The sequence below is a fragment of the Sphingomonas bacterium genome (genome assembly GCF_028289855.1).
GTDB lineage: Bacteria > Pseudomonadota > Alphaproteobacteria > Sphingomonadales > Sphingomonadaceae > Sphingomonas.
The window spans coordinates 59,560-79,696 of record NZ_JAQGKZ010000100.1; the positions used below are offsets into that span (position 1 = coordinate 59,560).

The window sequence follows — 20,137 nt, forward strand, 5'->3', positions numbered from 1 at the left end:
GCTATCGCTACCGCGTCGCCCTCCCGCGACGCGGAGATCGAACGCATGGCCGACGCGCCGCTGGTGGTAGGAATTGGCGGAACGATCGGCGCGGTGTCGTCGACCGAGCGCGCGCTGAAGATCGCGCTCGATGCGGTCGAGCGCGAGGGGTTCCGCACGCGCTTGTTCGGCGGCGAGGATATGGCGCGGCTGCCGCTCTACGATCCCCGCACGACGACGCGGACGCATCACGAGAAGGATTTCGTCGAGGCGGTGCGCGGTGCGTCGGCGCTGATTATCGCCAGCCCGGGTTATCACGGCAGCATCTCGGGCGTGGTCAAGAACGCGCTCGATCTGCTTGAGGAAACCGCCAAGGACGCGCGGCCTTACCTCGCCGACATGCCGGTCGGGCTGATCGCCACCGCCTATGGCTGGCAGGCGACCGGCAGCACGATCGCCGCGCTTCGCTCGATCGTCCACGCGCTGCGCGGCTGGCCGACGCCGTTCGCCGCGGCGATCAATACGCAGATTACCAAATTCGACGACGCCGGCGGCGCCACCGACCCCGCGGTGATCGAGCAGCTGTGCCTGGTTGGAAAGCAAGTCGCGCGGTTCGCGCCGTTGGTTGATCGCACCAGCACCTGATCCAATTCGGCGTTTGCGCGTATTTGCCGCAGACGACGGTCACACGGAGAGCGCATGAGCCTGCTCAAGCACGACAAGCTGCACCTCGCGCCGGACGCCACGCGCACCGTCATCCGCCCGTTCGACCCGCAATATCCGCAAGCCTTCGCCGATACCGAACCGTCGCGCACCGAACGGATCGTCGACACGATCCTGGCGATGGATGAGGACCAGCTCGGATCGGACCAGGAAGCGGTGATTGCGCCGCTCCAGAAACGCCATCGCGCCCTCGATGCCCTGTTGCTACGCCGTTACGACGAAATCGCCGCAATCGTTCCCGCCGCGAAAGGCGCGTCGGACGCCGCCAAGCTCGTCATTGGCGCCTATTTCAGCGAGGAATATTCGTTCGAGGCGGCCGCCTTGTTCAATCCCAGCATGGTGATTCACCCCGACGATGAGGATGTCGGCGACGGCAACGTTCGCTTCCTGCTGTCGCTGCGCGGGATCGGCGAGGGGCATATATCATCGGTGACGTTCCGCACCGGGCATTGGACCAAGGAAGCCGGGTTCAGCATCGACCCGGTCAGTAACCAGGCCGTCTCGCCGCGTATCGAGGATGCGGACGTGGCGGGCGATGGCGTCACGCGGATCATGTGCGAGGGCAGCCGCGATCCTTCCGAAAGCGTGCTGTTCCCGGTCACCCCCAGCCAGCGCCAGGGGATCGAGGATTTGCGGATGTGCCGCTTCGTCGAGGACGACGGCAAAGTCGACTATCTCGGCACCTATACCGCGTTCGACGGGCGCGACGCGCGGTCGGAAATGTTGCGGGGCGTCGGGATCAGCGATTTCGAGATGCGCGAGCTGACTGGATCGGCCGCGGCGGCCAAAGGGATGGCGCTGTTCCCGCGGCGGGTCGATGGGCAATATGTGATGCTCGGGCGACAGGATAATGAGAATATCTGGCTGCTGCGGTCGGACGATCTCTACACCTGGGAAGGCGGCGAAAAGCTGATCGAGCCTAAATTCTCTTGGGACTTGTGTCAGATGGGCAATTGCGGGTCGCCGATCGAGATCGCCGAAGGTTGGCTGGTGATCACCCACGGCGTCGGGCTGGTGCGCAACTACGCGATGGGCGCGGCGTTGCTCGACAAGGACGACCCATCGAAGGTGCTCGCGCGCACCCCCGAACCGATCCTGCGCCCCAGCCCCAAGGAGCGCGACGGCTACGTCCCCAATGTCGTCTATAGCTGCGGCGCGATGGTCCACGGCCGCACGCTGCTTTTGCCCTACGGCATCGCCGACAATTTCGCGGCGTTCGCCAGCGGGTCGGTAGATGAATTGTTGGGAGTGATGAACTGAAGTCAGCGTGGGCCGGTACGCCTGCCGAGCACTGCGCCGACATAGTTGATCGGGGCATGATCGGCGAACCGGCGCGACAGCGCGTTTTTCAGCGGGTCGCGGCGACATGGCGCGTAGTCGGCAATGGCCTGTGCGACGTCGGCCTCGGTCGGGCCCGCGCCGGGAAACCGAACGATACCGTCCGGATCGATGAAATGCAGTCCCTCGAGATGCTGGTAATAGACAGGCGGGACGGTGGTCACGAAGTCGATCGTGTCGACATACCGGCGGACACACCGTCCCGCGAACGCGTCGGCAAAGGCGCGATTGCCGACCAGCGGCGACCCGAACGTGACAAGCTCGGCGTCGGCCTTGAGTCCCGCGAGCAACGTCGCCATCGCCGCGCCAAGGCTGTGCCCGGTGATCGTGAGCCGCTTGATCGCGGGATCGGCCAGCCACGTCTCGACTTGCCCTAGGATCGAGCGAAGCGCTTTCCAGAACCCGTCATGGACCCGTCCGGCGCCGGGCCAGCGCCGGGGCCAGATCCCGAGATCGATGATGATGTCCCATGGCGTGTCGATCTGCGTGCCGCGAAATGCGATGATGGCGTGGCCATCGCGATCGACCGCGCCGAACCCGGCCGACCCGATTTTCCACCATCCCGGATCTTCGCTGGCAAAGAATGTCGGTTTACCGAAGCCGAGCGGCGCGACGGCATCGGCCACCGTCGTGCCGGTTTGCGCGAAATAAGCCAGCCGGCTGAATTCGGCGCAGACCGCATCGATCGGCCAACGCGCATCCATGACAAGCGGCGGCTGCGACTCCGGATGGGTAAGCGCCGCGTTGGTTGGATTGTATTTCATTCGGTGCCCCCGACGGGTCAGTCTAGTCGTATCGGGACCGAAGGGAAAATGGTGCGCCACGCAGTCTGCAGAAAGCTAGCAGCTCAGCATTGATTCGACCGTCGGCGAGTCCGATCAATCGCCAGCCGGGCCGATGTAGCCACTACCATAAACCGCCGCGCGGATGTCGTGGTGCAGGGTTCCGTCGAACGGCGTTACCTGGACGAAGAACACTGCCGCCAAGTCGTTGGCCGGATCGACCCAGAACAACGTCGTCTCGGCGCCGTCCCAGAAAAACTCGCCGACGGTGCCCCGGTTCTCTGTCGCGTTGCGCGGCTGCGCGATGCGCACCGCGAAATCGAGGCCGAACCCGACCGCGCCCTTTTCGGGGAGGAAGAAGCGTCGCGTGATGCGCGGGTCGAGTTGATCGGTGGACATCAGCCGGATCGTCGACGGTTTGATAATACGCGTACCGTCAAGCGTGCCGCGTCCAAGCAGCATGCGCGCGAACCGCATGTAGTCGTCGAGGGTGGAGGCTAGGCCCGCGCCGCCCATCGTCAGCTTGCGGCGGCCGAAATTCAGCATGCGCGCTTTTTCGTCGGGCACGCGCGCGAGCGTGCCGTCGGCCTGCTTCGCATAACTCGCGGCGAAGCGCGGTAGACGATCGGCGGGTTGCGTCCAGCCGGTATCCTTCATCCCCAGCGGATCGAGGATCGCCTTGCGCACGTGCGGCTCGAACGCGTCGCCGGTCAGATGCTCGATCAGCAGCGCCTGGACGTCAACGCCGGTGCTGTAACTCCATTCCATACCCGGATCGAACAGCAATGGCACCTGTGCGAGCTTGTCGCCGAACTCCTCGAGGCTGTTGGTCAGTGCGAGGGGATTGATGTCGTGGAAAATCTTGTCTGCGGCGGTGTCGCGCATGCCGTAAGAGAAGCCTGCGGTATGGCGCATGATGTCGCGGATCGCGATCGGCCGGACCGGCGCGCACAGCACCGGTTTGCCGTCGACCCCGGGTTCGCCGAGCACCTTCACGTTGCCGAACGCCGGCAGATAGCGCGCCAGCGGATCGTCAAGTCCGAACTTTCCCTGTTCCCACAATTGCATCAGGGCGACGCCGGTGACCGGCTTGGTCATCGAAAAGATCTGGACGAGAGTGTCGCGCGCCATCGGCCGCTTCGCCTCGCGATCGGCGTCGCCGAACGCGCCGAAATAGCGTTCGACGCCGCCTTGCCAGACCAGCGCCGAGGCGCCCGCCGCGCGCTTGGCAGACACCATCTGACGCAGCGCGGCGTCGATCCGGGCCTTGTCGATCGTGAAACCGGCGGCGGGCCTGCTCCACGCAAGGCCGGGCGCGGTGAGGCCCGCCACGATCGCCGCTACTGCGCTCCGTCGGTCCATGGGCCCTCCTTGTCTGACGTAATGATAACGTTCACAATGCGCGTGGCAAGGAGAGGATCGAATGGCCGGTTTCGTCCTGGCAATCGCGCAGGCGGTCAGCCTAGCCGCAACGAACTATTCGGTCGACGTGCCGATGGCGCCGCCCGCCGCCGCGCCGAGTTGGGCCGACGAGTTCGACGGCAAGACGATCGACACGCGCGCCTGGCGGTTCGACACGTCGCGCAACAAGCAGGGCTGGTTCAACAACGAGCTGCAATATTACGCCGCCGCGCGGCCGGCTAATGCACGAATTGAGACGGGCAGTTTGGTCATCGAGGCGCGGCGCGAAAGATTGTCGGCGCTGCGCGACTATGGCGGACAAGCTTATAGTTCGGCCAAGCTCGTCAGCCGCGAAGCCCGCGGCTACGGCTTCTACGAAGTGCGCGCCAAGCTGCCGTGCGCGCGCGGCACGTGGCCGGCGATCTGGCTGCTGCCATCGACCGGCAATTGGCCCGATCAGGGTGAGATCGACGTGATGGAGATGGTCGGCTGGCAGCCCGATGCCGTGCACGCGACGCTTCACACGGGATTGTTCAACCACCGCCTGGGTACGCAGCGCGGGGCGGAGATCGCGGTGGCGTCGGCGTGCAGCGAGTTTCATTCCTACCAGCTCGACTGGCGGGCCGACGCGATCGTGATCGGGGTCGACGGGCGCGGTTATATGCGCGTCGCCAACGAGCAGCCCGGCGGCAAGGGCGCGTGGCCGTTCGTGCGACCGTACAATCTGATCCTCAACCTCGCGATCGGCGGGGATTGGGGGGGAGCGAAAGGCGTCGACGATGCCGCTCTACCACAGCGCATGACGGTCGATTACGTGCGATATTGGGCGCGATGAAGATCGACATCCAGCCTATCGGGCACGAGCGCGAGCCGGTCGTGGTGATCGAAGATTTCGCGACCGACCCCGACGCGTTGCGTGCGTTCGCGATGACTCGAGCGTTCGGTCCGGCAGCGCATCATTATCCGGGCATCCGCGCGGCATTGCCGGACGACTATCTGCCGACGCAGTTATGCGGCATCGCGCAGGTCCTGGCCGACGCGTTCGGCGCTGCCGGTCCGGTCGACGTGATCGATGCCAGTTATTCGATCGTCACCACGCGGCCCGAGAACCTCTCGGTCGGCCAGCGCCTGCCGCATTGCGACGCGCATGCGCGGGGCCGCATCGCGCTGATCCACTATCTGTCGTCCGAGAGCGGCACCGCGTTCTTCCGCCACCGTTCGACCGGGTTCGAGACCGTCGATGAGTGCCGCGCGGCGATCTACACCGACCAGCTCGCCGCCGAGCTGCGCCACGTCGGACCACCGCCCGCCGCCTTTATCGCGGGCGACACGCCGCTGTTCGAACGCGTGATGGTGGCCGAGGCGCGGTACAACCGCGCGCTACTCTATCGCAGTTGCCTGCTCCATAGCGGCGCGATCCAACATGACGCGATGCTGTCGCCAGACCCGGCGGTGGGGCGGCTGACGATTACCGGGTTTCTGTCGGTTGGGGAGTAGGGGTATGACGTTCAGACCGACACGACGTGCGGTGGTCGGGGGCCTTGCCGGTCTGGCGGTCGCCGGCTCCGCCAAAGCGGCGCGCGACCCCGATCTTGGTCCCAACGTGCTGGTCATCGACCCGTCGATGCCGCGCGCCGCGGTTCAGGCGAAGCTCGACGCAATCTTCACCGCGATGGAGCGCGCGCATTTCAGCGACCGGCGTCACGCCATCCTGTTCAAACCCGGTCATTACAACCTGGACGTCAATGTCGGCTTCTTCACCCAAGTCGTGGGACTCGGCGCGCTGCCGGGCGATGTTACGATCAACGGCCATGTCCATGTCGAAGCCGATTGGGCCAAGGGCATGGCGCTCGACAATTTCTGGCGCGGAGTCGAGAATCTCAGCGTCAGCCCGCCCGAAGGTGCAGATCGCTGGGCGGTGTCGCAGGCCGCACCCTATCGCCGTGTGCATCTACGCGGCGACTTGGCGCTCGACGATGGCGGCTGGTCGAGCGGCGGGTTCATGGCCGATTGCCGGATCGACGGCACGATCCGCTCGGGCAGCCAGCAGCAATGGTTCACGCGCACCAGCAAGATCCGCGGCTGGGAAGGGTCGAACTGGAACATGATGTTCATGGGCGTCGATGGCGCGCCTGCGACGAGCTTTCCCAAGCCGCCCTACACCAGCATCGCAACCGTGCCGGTGATGCGCGACAAACCGTTCGTCTACTTCACGAAAGCCGGTGCGTGGGCGGTGTTCGTGCCCGCGGTGGGCCGCGATGCGCGCGGAACGAGCTGGGGCAGCGGAAATCCGCGCGGCACGTCGATTCCGCTGTCGCGATTCTTCATCGCCCGGCCCGATATGCCGGCGCGCCGAATCAATGCGGCACTGGCGCGGGGCATGCACGTGCTGCTCACGCCAGGTATCTATCGGTTGATCGAACCATTGAAGGTCGATCGCGCCAACTCGATCCTGCTTGGCCTCGGCCTCGCAACGCTGTTGCCCGAGGGCGGGAGCAAGGCGATCGTCGTGGCCGATGTGCCCGGCGTGGTGCTCGCCGGGCTGCTGATCGATGCCGGGCCGGTCATGTCGCCGGTGCTGGTCGAGATCGGGCCACGCGGATCGAACCGCGACCACCGGGCGAACCCGACGTCGCTGTCTGATGTCTTCTTTCGCGTCGGCGGCGCGACGCTTGGCACCGCCGACACGTGTCTGGAGGTCAACAGCCACCACGTGATCGGCGACCATATGTGGATCTGGCGCGCCGACCATGGCGATCGCGCGAACGGGCGGATTCACGTCGGCTGGCGCGAGAATGTCGGCAATCAGGGGCTGGTGGTGAACGGCGACGACGTGACGATGTCCGCCTTGTTCGTCGAGCATTTCGAAAAGTATCAGACGCTGTGGAACGGCGAGCGCGGGCGGACCTGGTTCTATCAGAACGAGCTGCCCTACGATCCGCCGAGCCAAGCTGCCTATATGGCCGGGACGACGCGCGGCTGGGCGGCTTACAAGGTCGCCGATAGCGTCGCGGATCATCAGGCAGTCGCGATGGGCATCTACGCCAATTTCACCGCGGACCCCAGCATCGTGCTGGAAAGCGCGATCGAGGCGCCGCGCAGGCCGGGCGTGCGCTTCGCCAATATCACGACGATCTCGCTCGGCGGGGGCAAGGGAACGATCGCGCATATCGTCAACGACGCCGGTGTGGCGGCACGCCCCGGCGCGATCAAGCAGACGCTCGTCGCCTATCCCTAGCGCCGCCCGCGCACCGCGAGGATCGCCAGCCCGCCGCAAAAGGTGAGAACGACGAGCGCGAGCATCAGCGTCCCGAAGTCGCGCGGCGTCGCGAGGCTCCATGTGAGCAGCGGCCCGAGCAGCGACGGCAGCGTGTTGGTGAGGTTGAGCAGCCCGAGGTCGCGCCCGCGATGACGCGGATCGGGTAGCAATTGGATCGAGAAGGCGGCGTGGAGCGGCAGGAAAATGCCAGACCCCGCCGAATAAATGCCGAACGCGATCGCCCCGCTGGTCCAGTCGCGCGCCAGCGCCATGCCGAGCAGACCCAGCGCCGCGACGGTCGCGGCGCCGAGCAGGAACGGCTTGCGGCGATCGATCCGGTCGGACAGCCGCCCGGCCAGGATCGCGATCGGCAACGCCACCACGAACGATATCGTCAACAAATGCCCGATATGCGCGGCCAGATCGCCCTTGGGCTCGTCCGGCGTGACGCTCTCGAAATAATACAGCAGGTAAAGCTGCAGGACGACGCCGGCGATCTGCACCAGCAATCGCGCCGCCCAGGCGAAAGCAAGGTCGCGGCGCAGCCCGACCACCGTCGCGCGCGGCGCGTCGACGATCGGCAGCGGACGGCTGCGCGCGATCAGCAGCGGCGTGATGCACGCGGCAAAGGCGAACACCACGATCGCCAGCCGCGACGATTCGCCCAGCGAGCTCATCACGACGATCGCCATCACCGCCGACGCCACCGGATTGGCGAGCGCGAGAAGGCCGCCGGTCAGTCCGTTCTGCGCGTCGGGAATCTCGTCGGCCATGATCCCGACCAAAGGGTTCAGCGTCGCGTTGAGCGCGGCCTGGAATGCGATCGTCGCGAGGATGATCGCGCCGGGAGTCGGCGCGAGCGCGATGCAGGCATAAGCGAGCGCGGTCGCGATCACGCCGGCCGCCACCCAACGCCGCCGCCCGCCACCGCGCGCCACCGATCGGTCGCTGAGCCACCCGAACAGGATATTGGAGATGCCGGCGGCGGTCGAACCGGCGATCACCGTCGCGGTGATCACCCCGATCCGCGCATCGCCAGCCACCGCTTCGATCTTCATCGGCAGCAGCAGCGTCAGCAACGGCAGGAAGCCGATCACCCCACCGGCGTTGGCGATGGCGTAGACCAGCAGGAACCCGAACGATCGGTTGCCGCCAGTCGGCAGAGGGGCGGGACGCGAAGTCATCGGCAGCGCACGTTGGGCCTGCCGAAGCCGATCGGCAACTCGGCTGTTGTGGTCAGGGCTTCATCGTCGCCGGATCGAGCTTGACGGTGGTCGTCATCCCGCGGTCGATCGCATTGCGCGCGAGCGCCACGCGGTACGTGCCCTCCTTGATCCGCCACCCCGGCAGCGACGTATCGTAATCGGCGAGAATGCGCGGTTCGGCCGTCAGCGTGACGCGGCGGACCTCACCGGGTTTCAGCGTCACGCGCTGGAATCCCGCCAACCGCATTGGCGTGCCAGTCCCGTCGCGCGCGACATAGAGCTGCGGCACGTCGGCGCCGGCGCGCTTGCCGCTGTTGACCACCTCGAACGAAATGCTGAGCGTTTTGCCGCCACTGACGGTCAGGTTGCGATAGCTGAAGTTCGTGTAGCTGAGGCCGTAACCGAACGGGAAAAGCGGGGTTTGTCGCTTCTTCTCGTACCAGCGATAGCCGACATCCGACCCCTCGATATAGTCGACCGGATAGGTCTTGAGCTGATACTTGCCGGCGTTGGCCGGATCGGCGGCGGCCTGCGCGTCGAGCGCGGTGAGCTTGTCTAGGCCGACCACCGCAGCGCGCGGCGCCTGGTCGGGGCTCGCCATGAAGGTGATCGGCAGGCGACCCGACGGGTTGACCTTGCCGGTCAGGATATTGGCGATTGCCTCGCCGCCGCGCTGGCCGGGATACCATGCCTCGACCACCGCGGGCACGCGCGCAAGCCAGGGCATCAGTACCGGCCCGCCAGTCTCCAACACAACTGCGGTCTTCGGTTGGGCGGCCGCGACGGCGTCGATCAGCGTGTCCTGGCCATAAGGCAGCGACAGGTTGGGCACGTCCTGCGCCTCGGTGGTCCATTGGGTCGCGAAGATGATCGCCATGTCCGCTTTCTTCGCCGCTTCTGCCGCGGCGGCCGGATCGCGCCCGTCGACAAACGTGACGATCGCGCCGGGCATCGCCGCCCGCAACGCCTTGAGCGGGGATGAGGCGTGATAGGTGATCCGCGCGAAGGAAGAAGCCGCGCCGGTGCTGAGCGGAATCTCGACCGGCGCGCCGCCGACCGAGCGCACCTGGCTCGACCCGCCTCCCGACAGCACGCCGACATCGGCGCGCCCGCCGATCACGACGATCCGTTTCACGCCTGCCAGCGGGAGGATGTTGCCCTCGTTCTTCAACAAGACGATCCCGGCCTCCGCCGCGCGTTCGGCGACCAGCGCGTTCTTCGCGTAGGGGATCGGCAGCAGCTTCTCCGGCACCGGATTGTCGTACAATCCGGTCTCGATCAGCCCGGTCAGGTAGCGCACGACCATGTCGTCGAGCCGCGCCATCGGCACCTTGCCCGAGCCGACGTCCTCGCGCAGCGCCGCATCGAAGAACATCGCGCTGTCGAGTTCCTGCCCCGATTGCTGATCGAGCCCGTTATTGGCGGCCTTGGCGGTCGAGTGGACCGCCCCCCAGTCGCTCATCACCCAGCCTTTATACCCCCAATCGCGCTTCAGCACCTTGTTGAGCAACCAGTCGTTCTCGCACGCATAATCGCCGTTGAGCTTGTTGTACGCGCACATCACCGACCCGGGATTGCCGCGTTCGATCGCGATCTGGAACGCGAGCAAGTCGCTCTCGCGAAGGCTCGCCTCGTCGATCCGGGCGTCGAGCACGTGGCGCCCGGTCTCCTGCGCGTTCAGCGCGAAATGCTTGATCGTCGAGACGATGCGGTTCGACTGGACGCCCTGGATATGCGCGCCGGCCATCACGCCCGAGAGCAATGGGTCTTCACCGAGATATTCGAAATTGCGCCCGTTGGAGGGGTCGCGCGTCAGGTTGACGCCGCCCGCGAGCAGGACGCTGAACCGTTTGGCGCGTGCTTCGGAGCCGATCATCGCCCCGCCCGCCCGCGCGATCTCGGGATCGAAAGTAGCGGCGGTAGCAAGACTCGAGGGCAGGGCGGTCGCAACGTCGCCCTTGCGCTGCTCGACCTGGTTGGCGACGCCGAGTGACGCGTCGCTCTCGCGGATCAGCGGCACGCCGAGCCGCGGAATGCCGTCGATATGGCCGGCCGAGGGGATCAGCTCGTTGGCCGTCTTCCCCTTGGCGCGGGGCGGGAATAGGCCGTGGGCCAGCGCTATCTTCTCGTCGAGCGTCATCCGGGCGACGATCGCTTGCGCGCGCGCGCGGGCATCGCCCGGCTGGGCAGCCGGCGGTACGTCGCGTGCCAGCACGACCTGCGTCCCGGCCATGGCCGCGATCGACGCGCTGAGCAGCATCGCTGCGATCCGTTTCGCCATTCCCTCTCCCCTGATTCGGCATCCGACGGGCGCCGCTATGCTATGTGCCCGGGCCTCGGACACCGATTATGCGGCACAAACAGCACAGTTTGAGAACGTTCTCAACCCATCGTCGAACATTGCTGTCAATTGGTCCTGACCGGGCTTGACAGCAAAAACGCAAAGAGACATGTGAACGTTCTCAATAAAAGCGCGGCGTTGATCGTGCTGTATTAAGGGGATGGATATGCGCAGCTTTAAGGCTAGCTCGCTGTCGCGGCTGTTGTTGGGCGTTTCGGCCGTGGCGATCGCGGCGGTGCCGCATCTGGCGGCGGCGCAGGACGCCCCTCAGGCTCAAGCGCAGGATCCGTCCGCCGCTCCCGCACCCGATGGCAACGACATCGTCATCACCGGAATCCGCGCCAGCTTGCGCAGCTCGATCGCGCTCAAGCGCGATGCGCAGGGCATCGTCGATGCGATTTCCGCCGAGGATATCGGCAAGTTCCCCGACACCAATCTCGCCGAATCGCTGCAGCGCATCACCGGCGTGTCGATCGACCGATCGAACGGTGAAGGCCAGTTCGTCACCGTTCGCGGCTTCGGCCCCGAATATAATCTGGTCACCCTCAACGGCCGCGCGATGCCCACATCGACGATCGGCGACGGCAACAGCGCGCCATCGTCGCGCTCGTTCGACTTCGCCAACCTGGCGTCCGAAGGCGTCGCGGCGCTGGAAGTTTACAAGTCCGGCCGCGCGAGCGTGCCCTCGGGCGGTATCGGCTCGACGATCAACATCCGCACGCCGCGCCCGTTCGACAAGCCCGGGCTTCGCGGATCGGTTTCGGTCAAGGGCGTCTACGACCTGTCTCAGAACGGCAAGAACGACATTACGCCCGAAGTATCAGGCATTTTGAGCGATACCTTTGCCGACAACAAGGTCGGCATCCTGCTGACGGGGTCGTATCAGAAGCGCAAGTCGAGCTCGAACACCGCCAATGTCGGCTGGCGCGACGGCTATCTGGGCAACGAGAACAACTGGGGCTCGCTGGCGATGCCGGGCGATCCGCGTTACGCTAACATCACAAACCGGCCCAAGGCGACCGACGTCTACGAAGTACCCCAAAACGCGTCGTACGATCTCAATGACGTCAACCGCGAACGGATCAACGGCCAGTTGACCCTGCAATTTCGCCCGACCGACAATCTGACCGCGACATTCGACTACACCTATTCGCGCGAAACGGTCGAAACGCGCAATGCCAATGTCGGTATCTGGTTCAACCATAACGACACATCGAGCGCGTGGACCGACGGTCCGGTGGCGGGGCCGATTTTCTACACCGAGCGCTTCGGCATCAACGAGGGCAAGGATCTTTCCTATTCCAGCGCGCTGACCGCCTATCGCAGCGAGAACAAGTCGATCGGCGGCAATCTGGTCTGGAAGGCGCCGGGCGGAGTCACGATCGAACTCGACGGGCATCACTCGACGGCCGAGTCGAAGCCGAACAACATCTATGGCAACAGTGTCTCGGTTGGCACCGCAATCTTCGGCATTCAGAGCCAGACGGTCAATTTCGACAAAGATTTCCCGGTAATCTCGGTGACGATGTATCCGGCGAGCGACCGCCTCAATAAATCGCTGATCACGCCGACCGGCAACGCGTTTCGCAACTCGTATTTCAGGGATGAGATCAATCAGGCCCAGCTGAAGGGCCGTTACGATCACGACCAGGGCTTCCTCGACTCGATCGACTTCGGCCTCGGCTATCTCGATAACAAAGTCCGGTCGGCCTATAGCGTGTTGCAGAACGATACGTGGGGCGGCCTGCCCAACGGTGCCGCGACCGTGCCAGACGACATCTTCAACCTGGTCACTATTCCCGACAAGTTCAGCGGGATCGATGGCGCCAATTCTGCCGGCGTGATCCCGTCTTTCTACAATTACAATTTCGAGCAGCTCGTCTCGATTCTCGACAAGAATTACGCGATTTGCGGCGGCGATGGTAATTGCCTCACGCCGTTCACCACCGACCGCCGCATCCGTGAAAAGACGATGTCGGCCTATGTTCAGATCAACGGCAAGTTCAACGCCTTCTCGCGCCCCGGCCACCTGATCGCCGGTCTCCGCTACGAAAATACCGTGATCAAATCGTCAGCACTGGTGCCGATCCCGATCGGCTCGCGCCAGAATTCGGCAAACGAGTTCAACATTCTCTATGCGACGCAGAACAGCTTCACGAGCTTCTCGGGTTCGTACAATGAGTGGCTGCCGTCGATCGACTTCGACATCGAGCCGCTGAACAACGTCAAGTTCCGCGCCTCATACAGCCACACGATCACGCGCGCTGGTTACGACCAGTTGCAGGGTGGCCGGACGTTCGACCAGCTATTCCGCGTCGGCGGTGGCACGGGCGGGCAAGGCAATCCTGGGCTCGTGCCGTACAAATCGAAGAACATCGATGCTTCGCTCGAATGGTACTACAAGCCCGACAGCTACATTTCGGTCGGTTATTTCCACAAGAACGTGTCGAACTATATCGGCACCACGCAGGTGAAGGTCACGGCCCCGGGCGTGACCAACCCGGCGCTTGGACCACGTTATGCCGCTGCGCTCGCAGCGCTCGGCGCCAATGCAACCTATGCCCAGATCGCCAACTTCATCTCGATCAATTACCCCGGGACGGTGACGCCGCAGGGCTTCATTCTCGGCACCGCGGCAGATCCGTTGGTGCCGTTCACCATCTCGCAGCCGTTCAACAGTAACGATACCGCGACGATCAACGGGTTCGAGTTCGCGATCACGCACACGTTCTGGAACACGGGGTTCGGCACGATCCTCAATTATACGATCGTCAACAGCAACCGCGACTACAACAACACCCTGCCTGCCAGCATCTCGCAATTCGCGGTCAACGGCGTGTCGAACAGCGCCAACGCGGTTTTGTTTTACGACAAGAACGGATTGCAGGCGCGTGTCGCGTATAACTGGCGCGACAAATTCCTTGCGGGCGGCGGCACCAACCCGTTCTACACAGAGGCTTATGGCCAGGTGGACGCCAGCGCGAGCTTCACGTTCATGAAGGGCCTGACGATTTTCGCCGAAGGTATCAACGTGCTGGGTGCGGACCGGCGTGGCCATCGCCGATCGGATCGCAACGTGACCTTCGTGACCAGACAAGATGCTCGCTATGCGGCGGGCGTCAGGTTCGCCTTCTGATCGGGTTCCTCGCCGACGGTTCCTCCACTAAAGGCCACCCTCGCCAAGAGGGTGGCTTTCTTTTCAGGCCGGTGGCAGGTCGCTGGAGCTAGAGGTTCGGAAAGCACGCGTGGAAACCCCCGTGAACAGGGTCGTAATCGTCGGCGGCGGTACCGCGGGTTGGCTCGCAGCCTGCCTCGTCGCTGCGCGAGCCGATCCGCTTGCCGATCCGCCGATTTCGGTGACTTTGATCGAATCCCCTGACGTGCCGACGATCGGCGTAGGCGAAGGCACGTGGCCGACGATGCGTCGCACGCTCGAGACGATCGGAATCGGCGAGGCCGAGTTCCTGCTCGCCTGCGATGCATCGTTCAAGCAGGGGTCGCGCTTCGGCGGTTGGCTGACGGGAGCGGCAGACGATTATTACCTCCATCCCTTTACCCCGCCCGCTGGCGGCGATCCGCGCGACCTGATTGCGGCGTGGCAGCGCGAACCGGGCGCACGCCCGTTTGCAGACGCGGTGAGCGCGCAGCCCGCGATCTGCGCGCGCGATCTCGCCTCGCGCCAGCGCGCGATGCCTGATTATGCCGGGGTGTTGAACTATGCCTATCACCTCGACGCGGCAAAGCTCGCCGCGTTGCTGGCGAAGCACGGACGCGAACGGCTCGGCGTGCGGCACATCCGTGACCATGTCGTATCGGTCGAGCGGGCGGACGACGGCGACATCGCGGCGGTGCGGACGCGGGACACCGGCGCGGTCGCGGGGGATTTGTTTGTCGATTGCTCCGGGCTCGCGGCGTTGCTGATCGGCGATGTGTTCGACATCGGGTTCATCGACCGTAGTGGAGAGCTGTTCAACGACCGCGCGCTGGCGGTGCAAGTGCAGGTCGCGGCGGGCAGCGCGATCGCATCGCAGACCAACGCCACCGCGCACGCCGCGGGGTGGATCTGGGACATCGGGCTACCGACGCGGCGCGGGGTGGGATGCGTCTATTCCTCGCGCCATGCGAGCGACGATCAGGCGGCGACGACGCTTGAGGCATATTTGCACAACGCCGGGTTCGCTGACGTGCCCACGTTCCGCCGGCTTAGCTTCACGTCGGGGCACCGCGAGAAGTTCTGGGAACGCAATTGCCTCGCGATCGGGCTGTCGGCGGGATTCCTCGAACCGCTCGAGGCGTCGGCGATCGTAATGATCGAATTGTCGCTCAATACGCTGCTCGACAATTTCCCGGTGACCCGCGAGGTGATGCCGATCCACGCCGCGCGCTTCAACGCACTGTTCCGCTATCGCTGGGACCGCGTCGTCGAGTTCCTCAAGCTGCATTACATACTCAGCCGCCGCGACGAGCCCTATTGGCGCGACCATCGCGATCCGGCGACGATCCCCGCGCGCCTCGCCGATTTGCTGACCGTCTGGCGGTATCAGCCGCCCTCGACCGCCGACTTCCCTGCAATCGACGAGATCTTTCCGGCTGCGAGCTATCAGTACGTGCTTTATGGTATGGACTTCGCGCCGCCCACTGCACGGGCCGTGCGCGCCGGCCCTCCAGTCGGTCTCGCCTCGGTCGAGCAGCGTTCGCGCTCGCTCGCGGCGAGCTTGCCGACCAACCGATCGTATCTCGACGCGCTCCGTACCGCGTCGTTTCCCGCTGCGATGGAACCGATCTCCTGATGCCCGACCATGCCGTCCTGACCGCAGACGACCATCGCGACCTTCGCGTCCGCACCGATCGCGGCGCGGCGCTTGGCGACGCCGTGATGTGCTGCATGGCGATGCCATCTGAATTTCGCGAGGTGCAGGCGCACTATCCTATCCTGTTTCAACGCGACATCGAGCGTGACGCTTTTTCCGCACTGGCGATGTTCGGGTTCGAGAACGGGGAAAATCTATTCCTTGAGGGGGCTTGCTGGGACGCGGGCTATGTGCCGCTCGCGATCCGAACCCAACCCTTCCTGATCGGCGGCAAGCCCGGCGAGCCCGGAAACCAAGTGCATGTCGATATGGCCAGCGCGCGCATCGCGACAAGTGACGACGGCATGCGCGTGTTCGACGAAGAGGGGCGGCCCACGCCCTATCTCGAAGCGATCGTTGATCAACTGGGCGCGCTTGACGCGGGTTACGCGGGGTCGGGCGATTTCTTTGCGGCGCTCCGGCGGCATGATTTGCTCGAGCCGCTTAGTCTCGAAATTACCCTCGACGACGGATCGACCAACCGACTGGTCGGATTTCACGTGATCGACGAGGCGCGGCTGGCTGGACTCGACGCCGAAGCCCTTGGAGCTCTGAGCACCGACGATCATCTGATGCCGATTTTCATGGCGGTCGCTTCGATCGGGCGGTTGCGCGAGCTCATCGCGCGCAAGAACGCGGCGGTCGCAAATGGCTGAAGCCGATCCCGGCATTTTCGCGGCGCTCGCGCGCATTCCGGAGGTCGCGATCGATGGCCCGGCGGCACTCGACGCGCAACTCCGCGCGACGGACAGCCCGTTCATCGTGCGCGGCTTGGTCGCGGACTGGCCGTTGGTCCAAGCGGGTCAACGCTCAGCGCGCGCCGCGCGCGACTACATCGTGCGCCGCCGTCGCGATCATGCCTTCACCGTGTCGGTCGGCGAACCTGGCGGCGACGGGCGCTTCTTCTACGATGCCGCAATGGCGATGAACTTCCGCACGACACGTGCGAAGCTGCCCGAGATATTCGCGAAGATCGACGCGCTCGGCGACGAGGCGCTGCCAATCTATCTCGCGTCGGTCGATATGCACGAATATTTCGACGGATTGAGCAAGGCGAACCATGTCGATCTCGGCGATCGCGTTACGATCGACAGCATCTGGATGGGCACACGCACGCGGATTGCTGCGCACAACGACATTCCCGACAATCTAGCGTGCGTGGCGGTTGGTAGGCGGCGCTTCACATTGTTTCCGCACGAGCAGTTCCGCAACCTCTATCTCGGGCCGGTCGACAATACGCCAGCCGGCCGCGCGATCAGCATGGTCGACTTTCACGCGCCCGATTTCGATGCCTATCCGCGTTTCGCGGAGGCGCTCGCCCACGCACAGGTTGCCGAGCTGGAGGCCGGGGACGCGCTCTACATCCCGGCCATGTGGTGGCACCATGTCGAGGGGCTCGATGCCTTCAATGTGTTGATCAACTACTGGTGGCGCGAAACGCCGCGCTGGCTTGGCCAACCGCAGGAGGCGCTGACGCACGCGATTCTGGCGATCCGGGATTTACCCGACGATCAGAAGGCGAAGTGGCGCGATCTGTTCGAATACTATGTTTTCGGCAATGGTGACGACGTCACCGCACATATTCCCGAGGAAGGACGCAGCATTCTCGCTCCCCTGAATCCCGACACGGCGGGTCGGATCCGCGCCTTCCTGCTCCGGCAGCTGAGCCAGTGAGTGGCGGGATGCACAGCCCACGCCGGATCGTCGTAGCAGGCGGTGGCACTGCCGGCTGGATGGCTGCCGCCGCTATCGCCCGCACGATGGGTCGCACTGTCGAGGTGACGCTGATCGAATCCGATGCGATCGGCACGATCGGCGTGGGCGAATCCACCATCCCGCCGCTCGTCACCTATAACCGGCTGCTCGGTATCAACGAAGCCGACTTCATGCGCGCCACGAGCGCGACCTTCAAACTCGGCATCCTGTTCGACAATTGGAAGGAGCCGGGGCACCGCTATTTCCACTCGTTTGGGGCGACCGGCAAGGATCACTGGTCGGCGGGGTTCCAGCATTTCTGGCTCTATGGCCAGACCAGGGGGCACGAACAGTCCTACGACGATTATTGCCTTGAGCTGATCGCTGCGCTCGATGGCAAATTCGCGCATCTCCCCGATGACGGCATGAACTATGCCTACCAACTCGATTCAACGCTCTACGCGAAGTTCCTGCGCACGATGGCGGAGGGCGACGGGACGACGCGCGTCGAGGGCAAGATCGCGAATGTCGAACTCGACGGCGAGAGCGGCGACATCGCGGCGTTGGTCCTCGAATCCGGGACGCGCATCGAGGGCGACCTGTTCCTCGATTGCACCGGATTCCGGGCGCTCCTGATCGAAGGCGCGCTTCAGGCCGGGTTCGACGACTGGACGCACTGGCTGCCATGCGATTCGGCGATCGCGCTGCAGACCGAAAGCATCGGCCCGGCCGTTCCCTATACCCGCGCGATCGCGCACGATGCCGGTTGGCAATGGCGCATTCCGCTGCAGCACCGCGTCGGCAACGGGATCGTCTATTGCAGCCGCTATCTCGGCCAGGACGAAGCGCTCGACCGCTTGCTCGGCAATATCGAGGGAGAGGTGCTGACCAAGCCCAACGTCCTGCGCTTCGCGGCGGGAACGCGCCGCAAGCAATGGCACCGCAACTGCATCGCGGTCGGCCTGTCGGGTGGGTTCATGGAGCCGCTCGAATCGACCAGCATTCACCTGATCCAACGCGCGGTGCTGCGCCTGCTCCGGATGATGCCCAACCGAGAGATCAGCGATCGCGACGTTGCCGAGTTCAACGACCAACAGAACGAGGATATGCGCCAGATCCTCGATTTTCTCGTCCTGCACTACAAGGCGACCGACCGTCGCGATAGCGAGTTCTGGCGCTATTGCGCGGCGATGCCGATCCCCGACACGCTCGCGCAGAAGATCGAATTGTTCCGTGAGACCGGCCGGGTATTCCGCAAAAACGAGGAATTGTTTGCGGAGAACAGCTGGGTGCAGGTGATGATGGGGCAGGGGATCGTGCCCAGGGCTTGGCATCCGGTCGCCGAAAAGCTGAGCGACGACGAACTCGACCGCTTTCTCGGCATGCTGCGCCAGAACGTGACGCGCACCGTTGCATCGCTGCCCGAACACGCGGCGTACGTGGCGCGATATTGCGGTATACAGCAGCCCCAGCCTGCCGCTACGGCATAGCCGCATGGCGCGCCGCAAGCAGACCGTCACGATCAAGCACGTCGCCGCCGATGCGGGCGTGTCGCTGCAAACCGTCAGCCGGGTCATCAACAAGGAACCCAATGTCCGCCCCGAGATGATCGAGCGGGTACAGACGTCGATCCGAAAGCTCGGCTATGTGCCTTCGATCGCCGCGCAACGGATGGGCGGGTCGCATTCCTATCTGATCCTCGCGCTCAACGATCGCGAGCGCACCATCGCCGGCTGGCAATCGCGCGAAGGCACCGACTGGGTCGATCAGATGCTGCTCGGCGGCATGCTGACGTGCGCCGAGCACGGCTATCGCATGATCGTCGAATTGGTCGATACGCATAGCGACCATATCGAACGCGAACTGCTCGGTGCGATCGCCGCGCTCCAGCCCGATGGCGTGATCCTGACCCCGCCGCATTCGGAGAACCCACTGATCATCGATCTGCTGGTCGATCACAAGATCAGCTTCGCGCGGATCGGGTCGATCAAGCCCGGGCCTGGCTTCGCGCTGACCATGGATGACGAGCGCGCGGCGCGGCTGGCGACCGAGCATTTGATCGAATTGGGGCACGCCAGGATCGGGTTCATCTCCGGTCCCGACGATTACGAACTCAGCGGCTGGCGCGTCGACGGTTGGCGGAGCGCGATGGCGGCGGCCGGGCTGGCGACCGACGGGCTGCTGGCGCACGGCGATTTCGGCTATGCTTCGGGCACCGTAGCGGCGCGGGCGTTACTCGGTTCGACCGCGCGACCGACCGCGATCATCGCCAGCAACGACCAGATGGCGCTCGCGACGCTGGAATTTGCGCGAGAAGAGGGAATCAGCGTCCCAAGCGACTTGTCGCTGATCAGCTTCGACGACACGCCAATCGTCCGTTTCACGCACCCGCCGCTCACCGCGATCGTCCAACCGATCGCGGCAGTTTCGGCGCGCGCCGTCGAACTTATAATCGCCGAACGCGCCGGCACCGCCGAGGCTGTCGAAACGCCTATCGTCGTGCCGGCCACCGTCGTTGTGCGGGCATCGACCGTCCCGCCGCAACCGGATCGCCGCTAGCTGCG

The 20,137-nt window shown here is 64.7% G+C and carries 15 protein-coding genes; 11 read left to right on the top strand and 4 right to left on the bottom strand.

The genetic code is table 11. From position 1 onward, the window contains the following. Positions 1-45: 45 nt before the first annotated feature. Both JWM94_RS11635 and JWM94_RS11640 read left to right on the top strand, forming a co-directional pair. A complete protein-coding gene (locus JWM94_RS11635) occupies positions 46-624 on the top strand; it encodes an NADPH-dependent FMN reductase (RefSeq protein ID WP_299426844.1) in 579 nt (192 codons plus the stop codon). Between the two features lie 54 nt (positions 625-678). Continuing rightward, entirely contained in the window at positions 679-1,962 is a 1,284-nt protein-coding gene (locus JWM94_RS11640; protein WP_299426848.1) for a glycoside hydrolase family 130 protein, read from the top strand. 2 nt (positions 1,963-1,964) lie between these two features. On the opposite strand, the gene JWM94_RS11645 is transcribed toward JWM94_RS11640, so the two are convergent. Both JWM94_RS11645 and JWM94_RS11650 read right to left on the bottom strand, forming a co-directional pair. Next, positions 1,965-2,804 carry a lipase family protein gene (locus JWM94_RS11645; RefSeq protein ID WP_299426851.1) on the bottom strand — a complete coding sequence of 280 codons (840 nt, stop codon included), beginning with the start codon at positions 2,802-2,804 and terminating at the stop codon, positions 1,965-1,967. A 114-nt stretch (positions 2,805-2,918) separates the two neighbouring features. Beyond that, the gene (locus tag JWM94_RS11650) at positions 2,919-4,184 is read right to left on the bottom strand and encodes a serine hydrolase (RefSeq protein WP_299426854.1); all 1,266 of its coding nucleotides are present in this window, start codon (positions 4,182-4,184) and stop codon (positions 2,919-2,921) included. Positions 4,185-4,245: 61 nt separating this feature from the next. On the opposite strand from JWM94_RS11650, the gene JWM94_RS11655 reads away from it, so the two are divergent. The 3 genes from JWM94_RS11655 to JWM94_RS11665 are packed head-to-tail and all read left to right on the top strand — an operon-like array spanning position 4,246 to position 7,461. Beyond that, positions 4,246-5,058, top strand: a complete 813-nt coding sequence (locus JWM94_RS11655; RefSeq protein WP_299426857.1) for a glycoside hydrolase family 16 protein — start codon at positions 4,246-4,248, stop codon at positions 5,056-5,058. After that, positions 5,055-5,720, top strand: coding sequence for a DUF6445 family protein (locus tag JWM94_RS11660; RefSeq protein ID WP_299426859.1), 666 nt, complete (start codon positions 5,055-5,057; stop codon positions 5,718-5,720). Before JWM94_RS11655 ends, JWM94_RS11660 begins: the two co-directional genes overlap by 4 nt. 4 nt (positions 5,721-5,724) lie before the next feature. Continuing rightward, entirely contained in the window at positions 5,725-7,461 is a 1,737-nt protein-coding gene (locus JWM94_RS11665; RefSeq protein WP_299426862.1) for an adenylyl cyclase, read from the top strand. On the opposite strand, the gene JWM94_RS11670 is transcribed toward JWM94_RS11665, so the two are convergent. Together JWM94_RS11670 and JWM94_RS11675 are read right to left on the bottom strand one after the other, a co-directional pair. Beyond that, on the bottom strand, positions 7,458-8,666 hold the full coding sequence (locus tag JWM94_RS11670; RefSeq protein WP_299426865.1) for an MFS transporter: 1,209 nt from the start codon (positions 8,664-8,666) through the stop codon (positions 7,458-7,460). The two genes, JWM94_RS11665 and JWM94_RS11670, sit on opposite strands and share 4 nt — an antisense overlap. Positions 8,667-8,718: 52 nt before the next feature. Next, the gene (locus JWM94_RS11675; RefSeq protein ID WP_299426868.1) at positions 8,719-10,968 is read right to left on the bottom strand and encodes a beta-glucosidase; all 2,250 of its coding nucleotides are present in this window, start codon (positions 10,966-10,968) and stop codon (positions 8,719-8,721) included. Between the two features lie 226 nt (positions 10,969-11,194). Between JWM94_RS11675 and JWM94_RS11680 the strand changes: the two genes are divergently transcribed. The 6 genes from JWM94_RS11680 (at position 11,195) to JWM94_RS11705 (ending at position 20,132) form a co-directional block, all read left to right on the top strand. Further along, a complete protein-coding gene (locus JWM94_RS11680) occupies positions 11,195-14,164 on the top strand; it encodes a TonB-dependent receptor (RefSeq protein WP_299426871.1) in 2,970 nt (989 codons plus the stop codon). Between the two features lie 109 nt (positions 14,165-14,273). Continuing rightward, the gene (locus JWM94_RS11685) at positions 14,274-15,818 is read left to right on the top strand and encodes a tryptophan halogenase family protein (RefSeq protein ID WP_299426874.1); all 1,545 of its coding nucleotides are present in this window, start codon (positions 14,274-14,276) and stop codon (positions 15,816-15,818) included. Further along, positions 15,818-16,534, top strand: coding sequence for a SapC family protein (locus JWM94_RS11690; protein WP_299426877.1), 717 nt, complete (start codon positions 15,818-15,820; stop codon positions 16,532-16,534). Before JWM94_RS11685 ends, JWM94_RS11690 begins: the two co-directional genes overlap by 1 nt. Further along, positions 16,527-17,552, top strand: coding sequence for a cupin-like domain-containing protein (locus JWM94_RS11695; protein ID WP_299426880.1), 1,026 nt, complete (start codon positions 16,527-16,529; stop codon positions 17,550-17,552). The genes JWM94_RS11690 and JWM94_RS11695 overlap by 8 nt, the downstream gene beginning before the upstream one ends. Positions 17,553-17,560: 8 nt before the next feature. Continuing rightward, positions 17,561-19,063: a tryptophan halogenase family protein gene (locus JWM94_RS11700; RefSeq protein WP_299426883.1), complete on the top strand. Its 1,503-nt coding sequence runs from the start codon at positions 17,561-17,563 to the stop codon at positions 19,061-19,063. Between the two features lie 4 nt (positions 19,064-19,067). Next, positions 19,068-20,132, top strand: a complete 1,065-nt coding sequence (locus tag JWM94_RS11705; RefSeq protein WP_299426886.1) for a LacI family DNA-binding transcriptional regulator — start codon at positions 19,068-19,070, stop codon at positions 20,130-20,132. Positions 20,133-20,137: the final 5 nt, after the last annotated feature.

Coding starts and splice junctions, on each gene's coding strand:
- JWM94_RS11635 (WP_299426844.1), top strand. CDS start 46: ATGGCCGACGCGCCGCTGGTGGTAGGAATTGGCGGAACGATCGGCGCG.
- JWM94_RS11640 (WP_299426848.1), top strand. CDS start 679: ATGAGCCTGCTCAAGCACGACAAGCTGCACCTCGCGCCGGACGCCACG.
- JWM94_RS11645 (WP_299426851.1), bottom strand. CDS start 2,804: ATGAAATACAATCCAACCAACGCGGCGCTTACCCATCCGGAGTCGCAG.
- JWM94_RS11650 (WP_299426854.1), bottom strand. CDS start 4,184: ATGGACCGACGGAGCGCAGTAGCGGCGATCGTGGCGGGCCTCACCGCG.
- JWM94_RS11655 (WP_299426857.1), top strand. CDS start 4,246: ATGGCCGGTTTCGTCCTGGCAATCGCGCAGGCGGTCAGCCTAGCCGCA.
- JWM94_RS11660 (WP_299426859.1), top strand. CDS start 5,055: ATGAAGATCGACATCCAGCCTATCGGGCACGAGCGCGAGCCGGTCGTG.
- JWM94_RS11665 (WP_299426862.1), top strand. CDS start 5,725: ATGACGTTCAGACCGACACGACGTGCGGTGGTCGGGGGCCTTGCCGGT.
- JWM94_RS11670 (WP_299426865.1), bottom strand. CDS start 8,666: ATGACTTCGCGTCCCGCCCCTCTGCCGACTGGCGGCAACCGATCGTTC.
- JWM94_RS11675 (WP_299426868.1), bottom strand. CDS start 10,968: ATGGCGAAACGGATCGCAGCGATGCTGCTCAGCGCGTCGATCGCGGCC.
- JWM94_RS11680 (WP_299426871.1), top strand. CDS start 11,195: ATGCGCAGCTTTAAGGCTAGCTCGCTGTCGCGGCTGTTGTTGGGCGTT.
- JWM94_RS11690 (WP_299426877.1), top strand. CDS start 15,818: ATGCCCGACCATGCCGTCCTGACCGCAGACGACCATCGCGACCTTCGC.
- JWM94_RS11695 (WP_299426880.1), top strand. CDS start 16,527: ATGGCTGAAGCCGATCCCGGCATTTTCGCGGCGCTCGCGCGCATTCCG.
- JWM94_RS11700 (WP_299426883.1), top strand. CDS start 17,561: ATGCACAGCCCACGCCGGATCGTCGTAGCAGGCGGTGGCACTGCCGGC.
- JWM94_RS11705 (WP_299426886.1), top strand. CDS start 19,068: ATGGCGCGCCGCAAGCAGACCGTCACGATCAAGCACGTCGCCGCCGAT.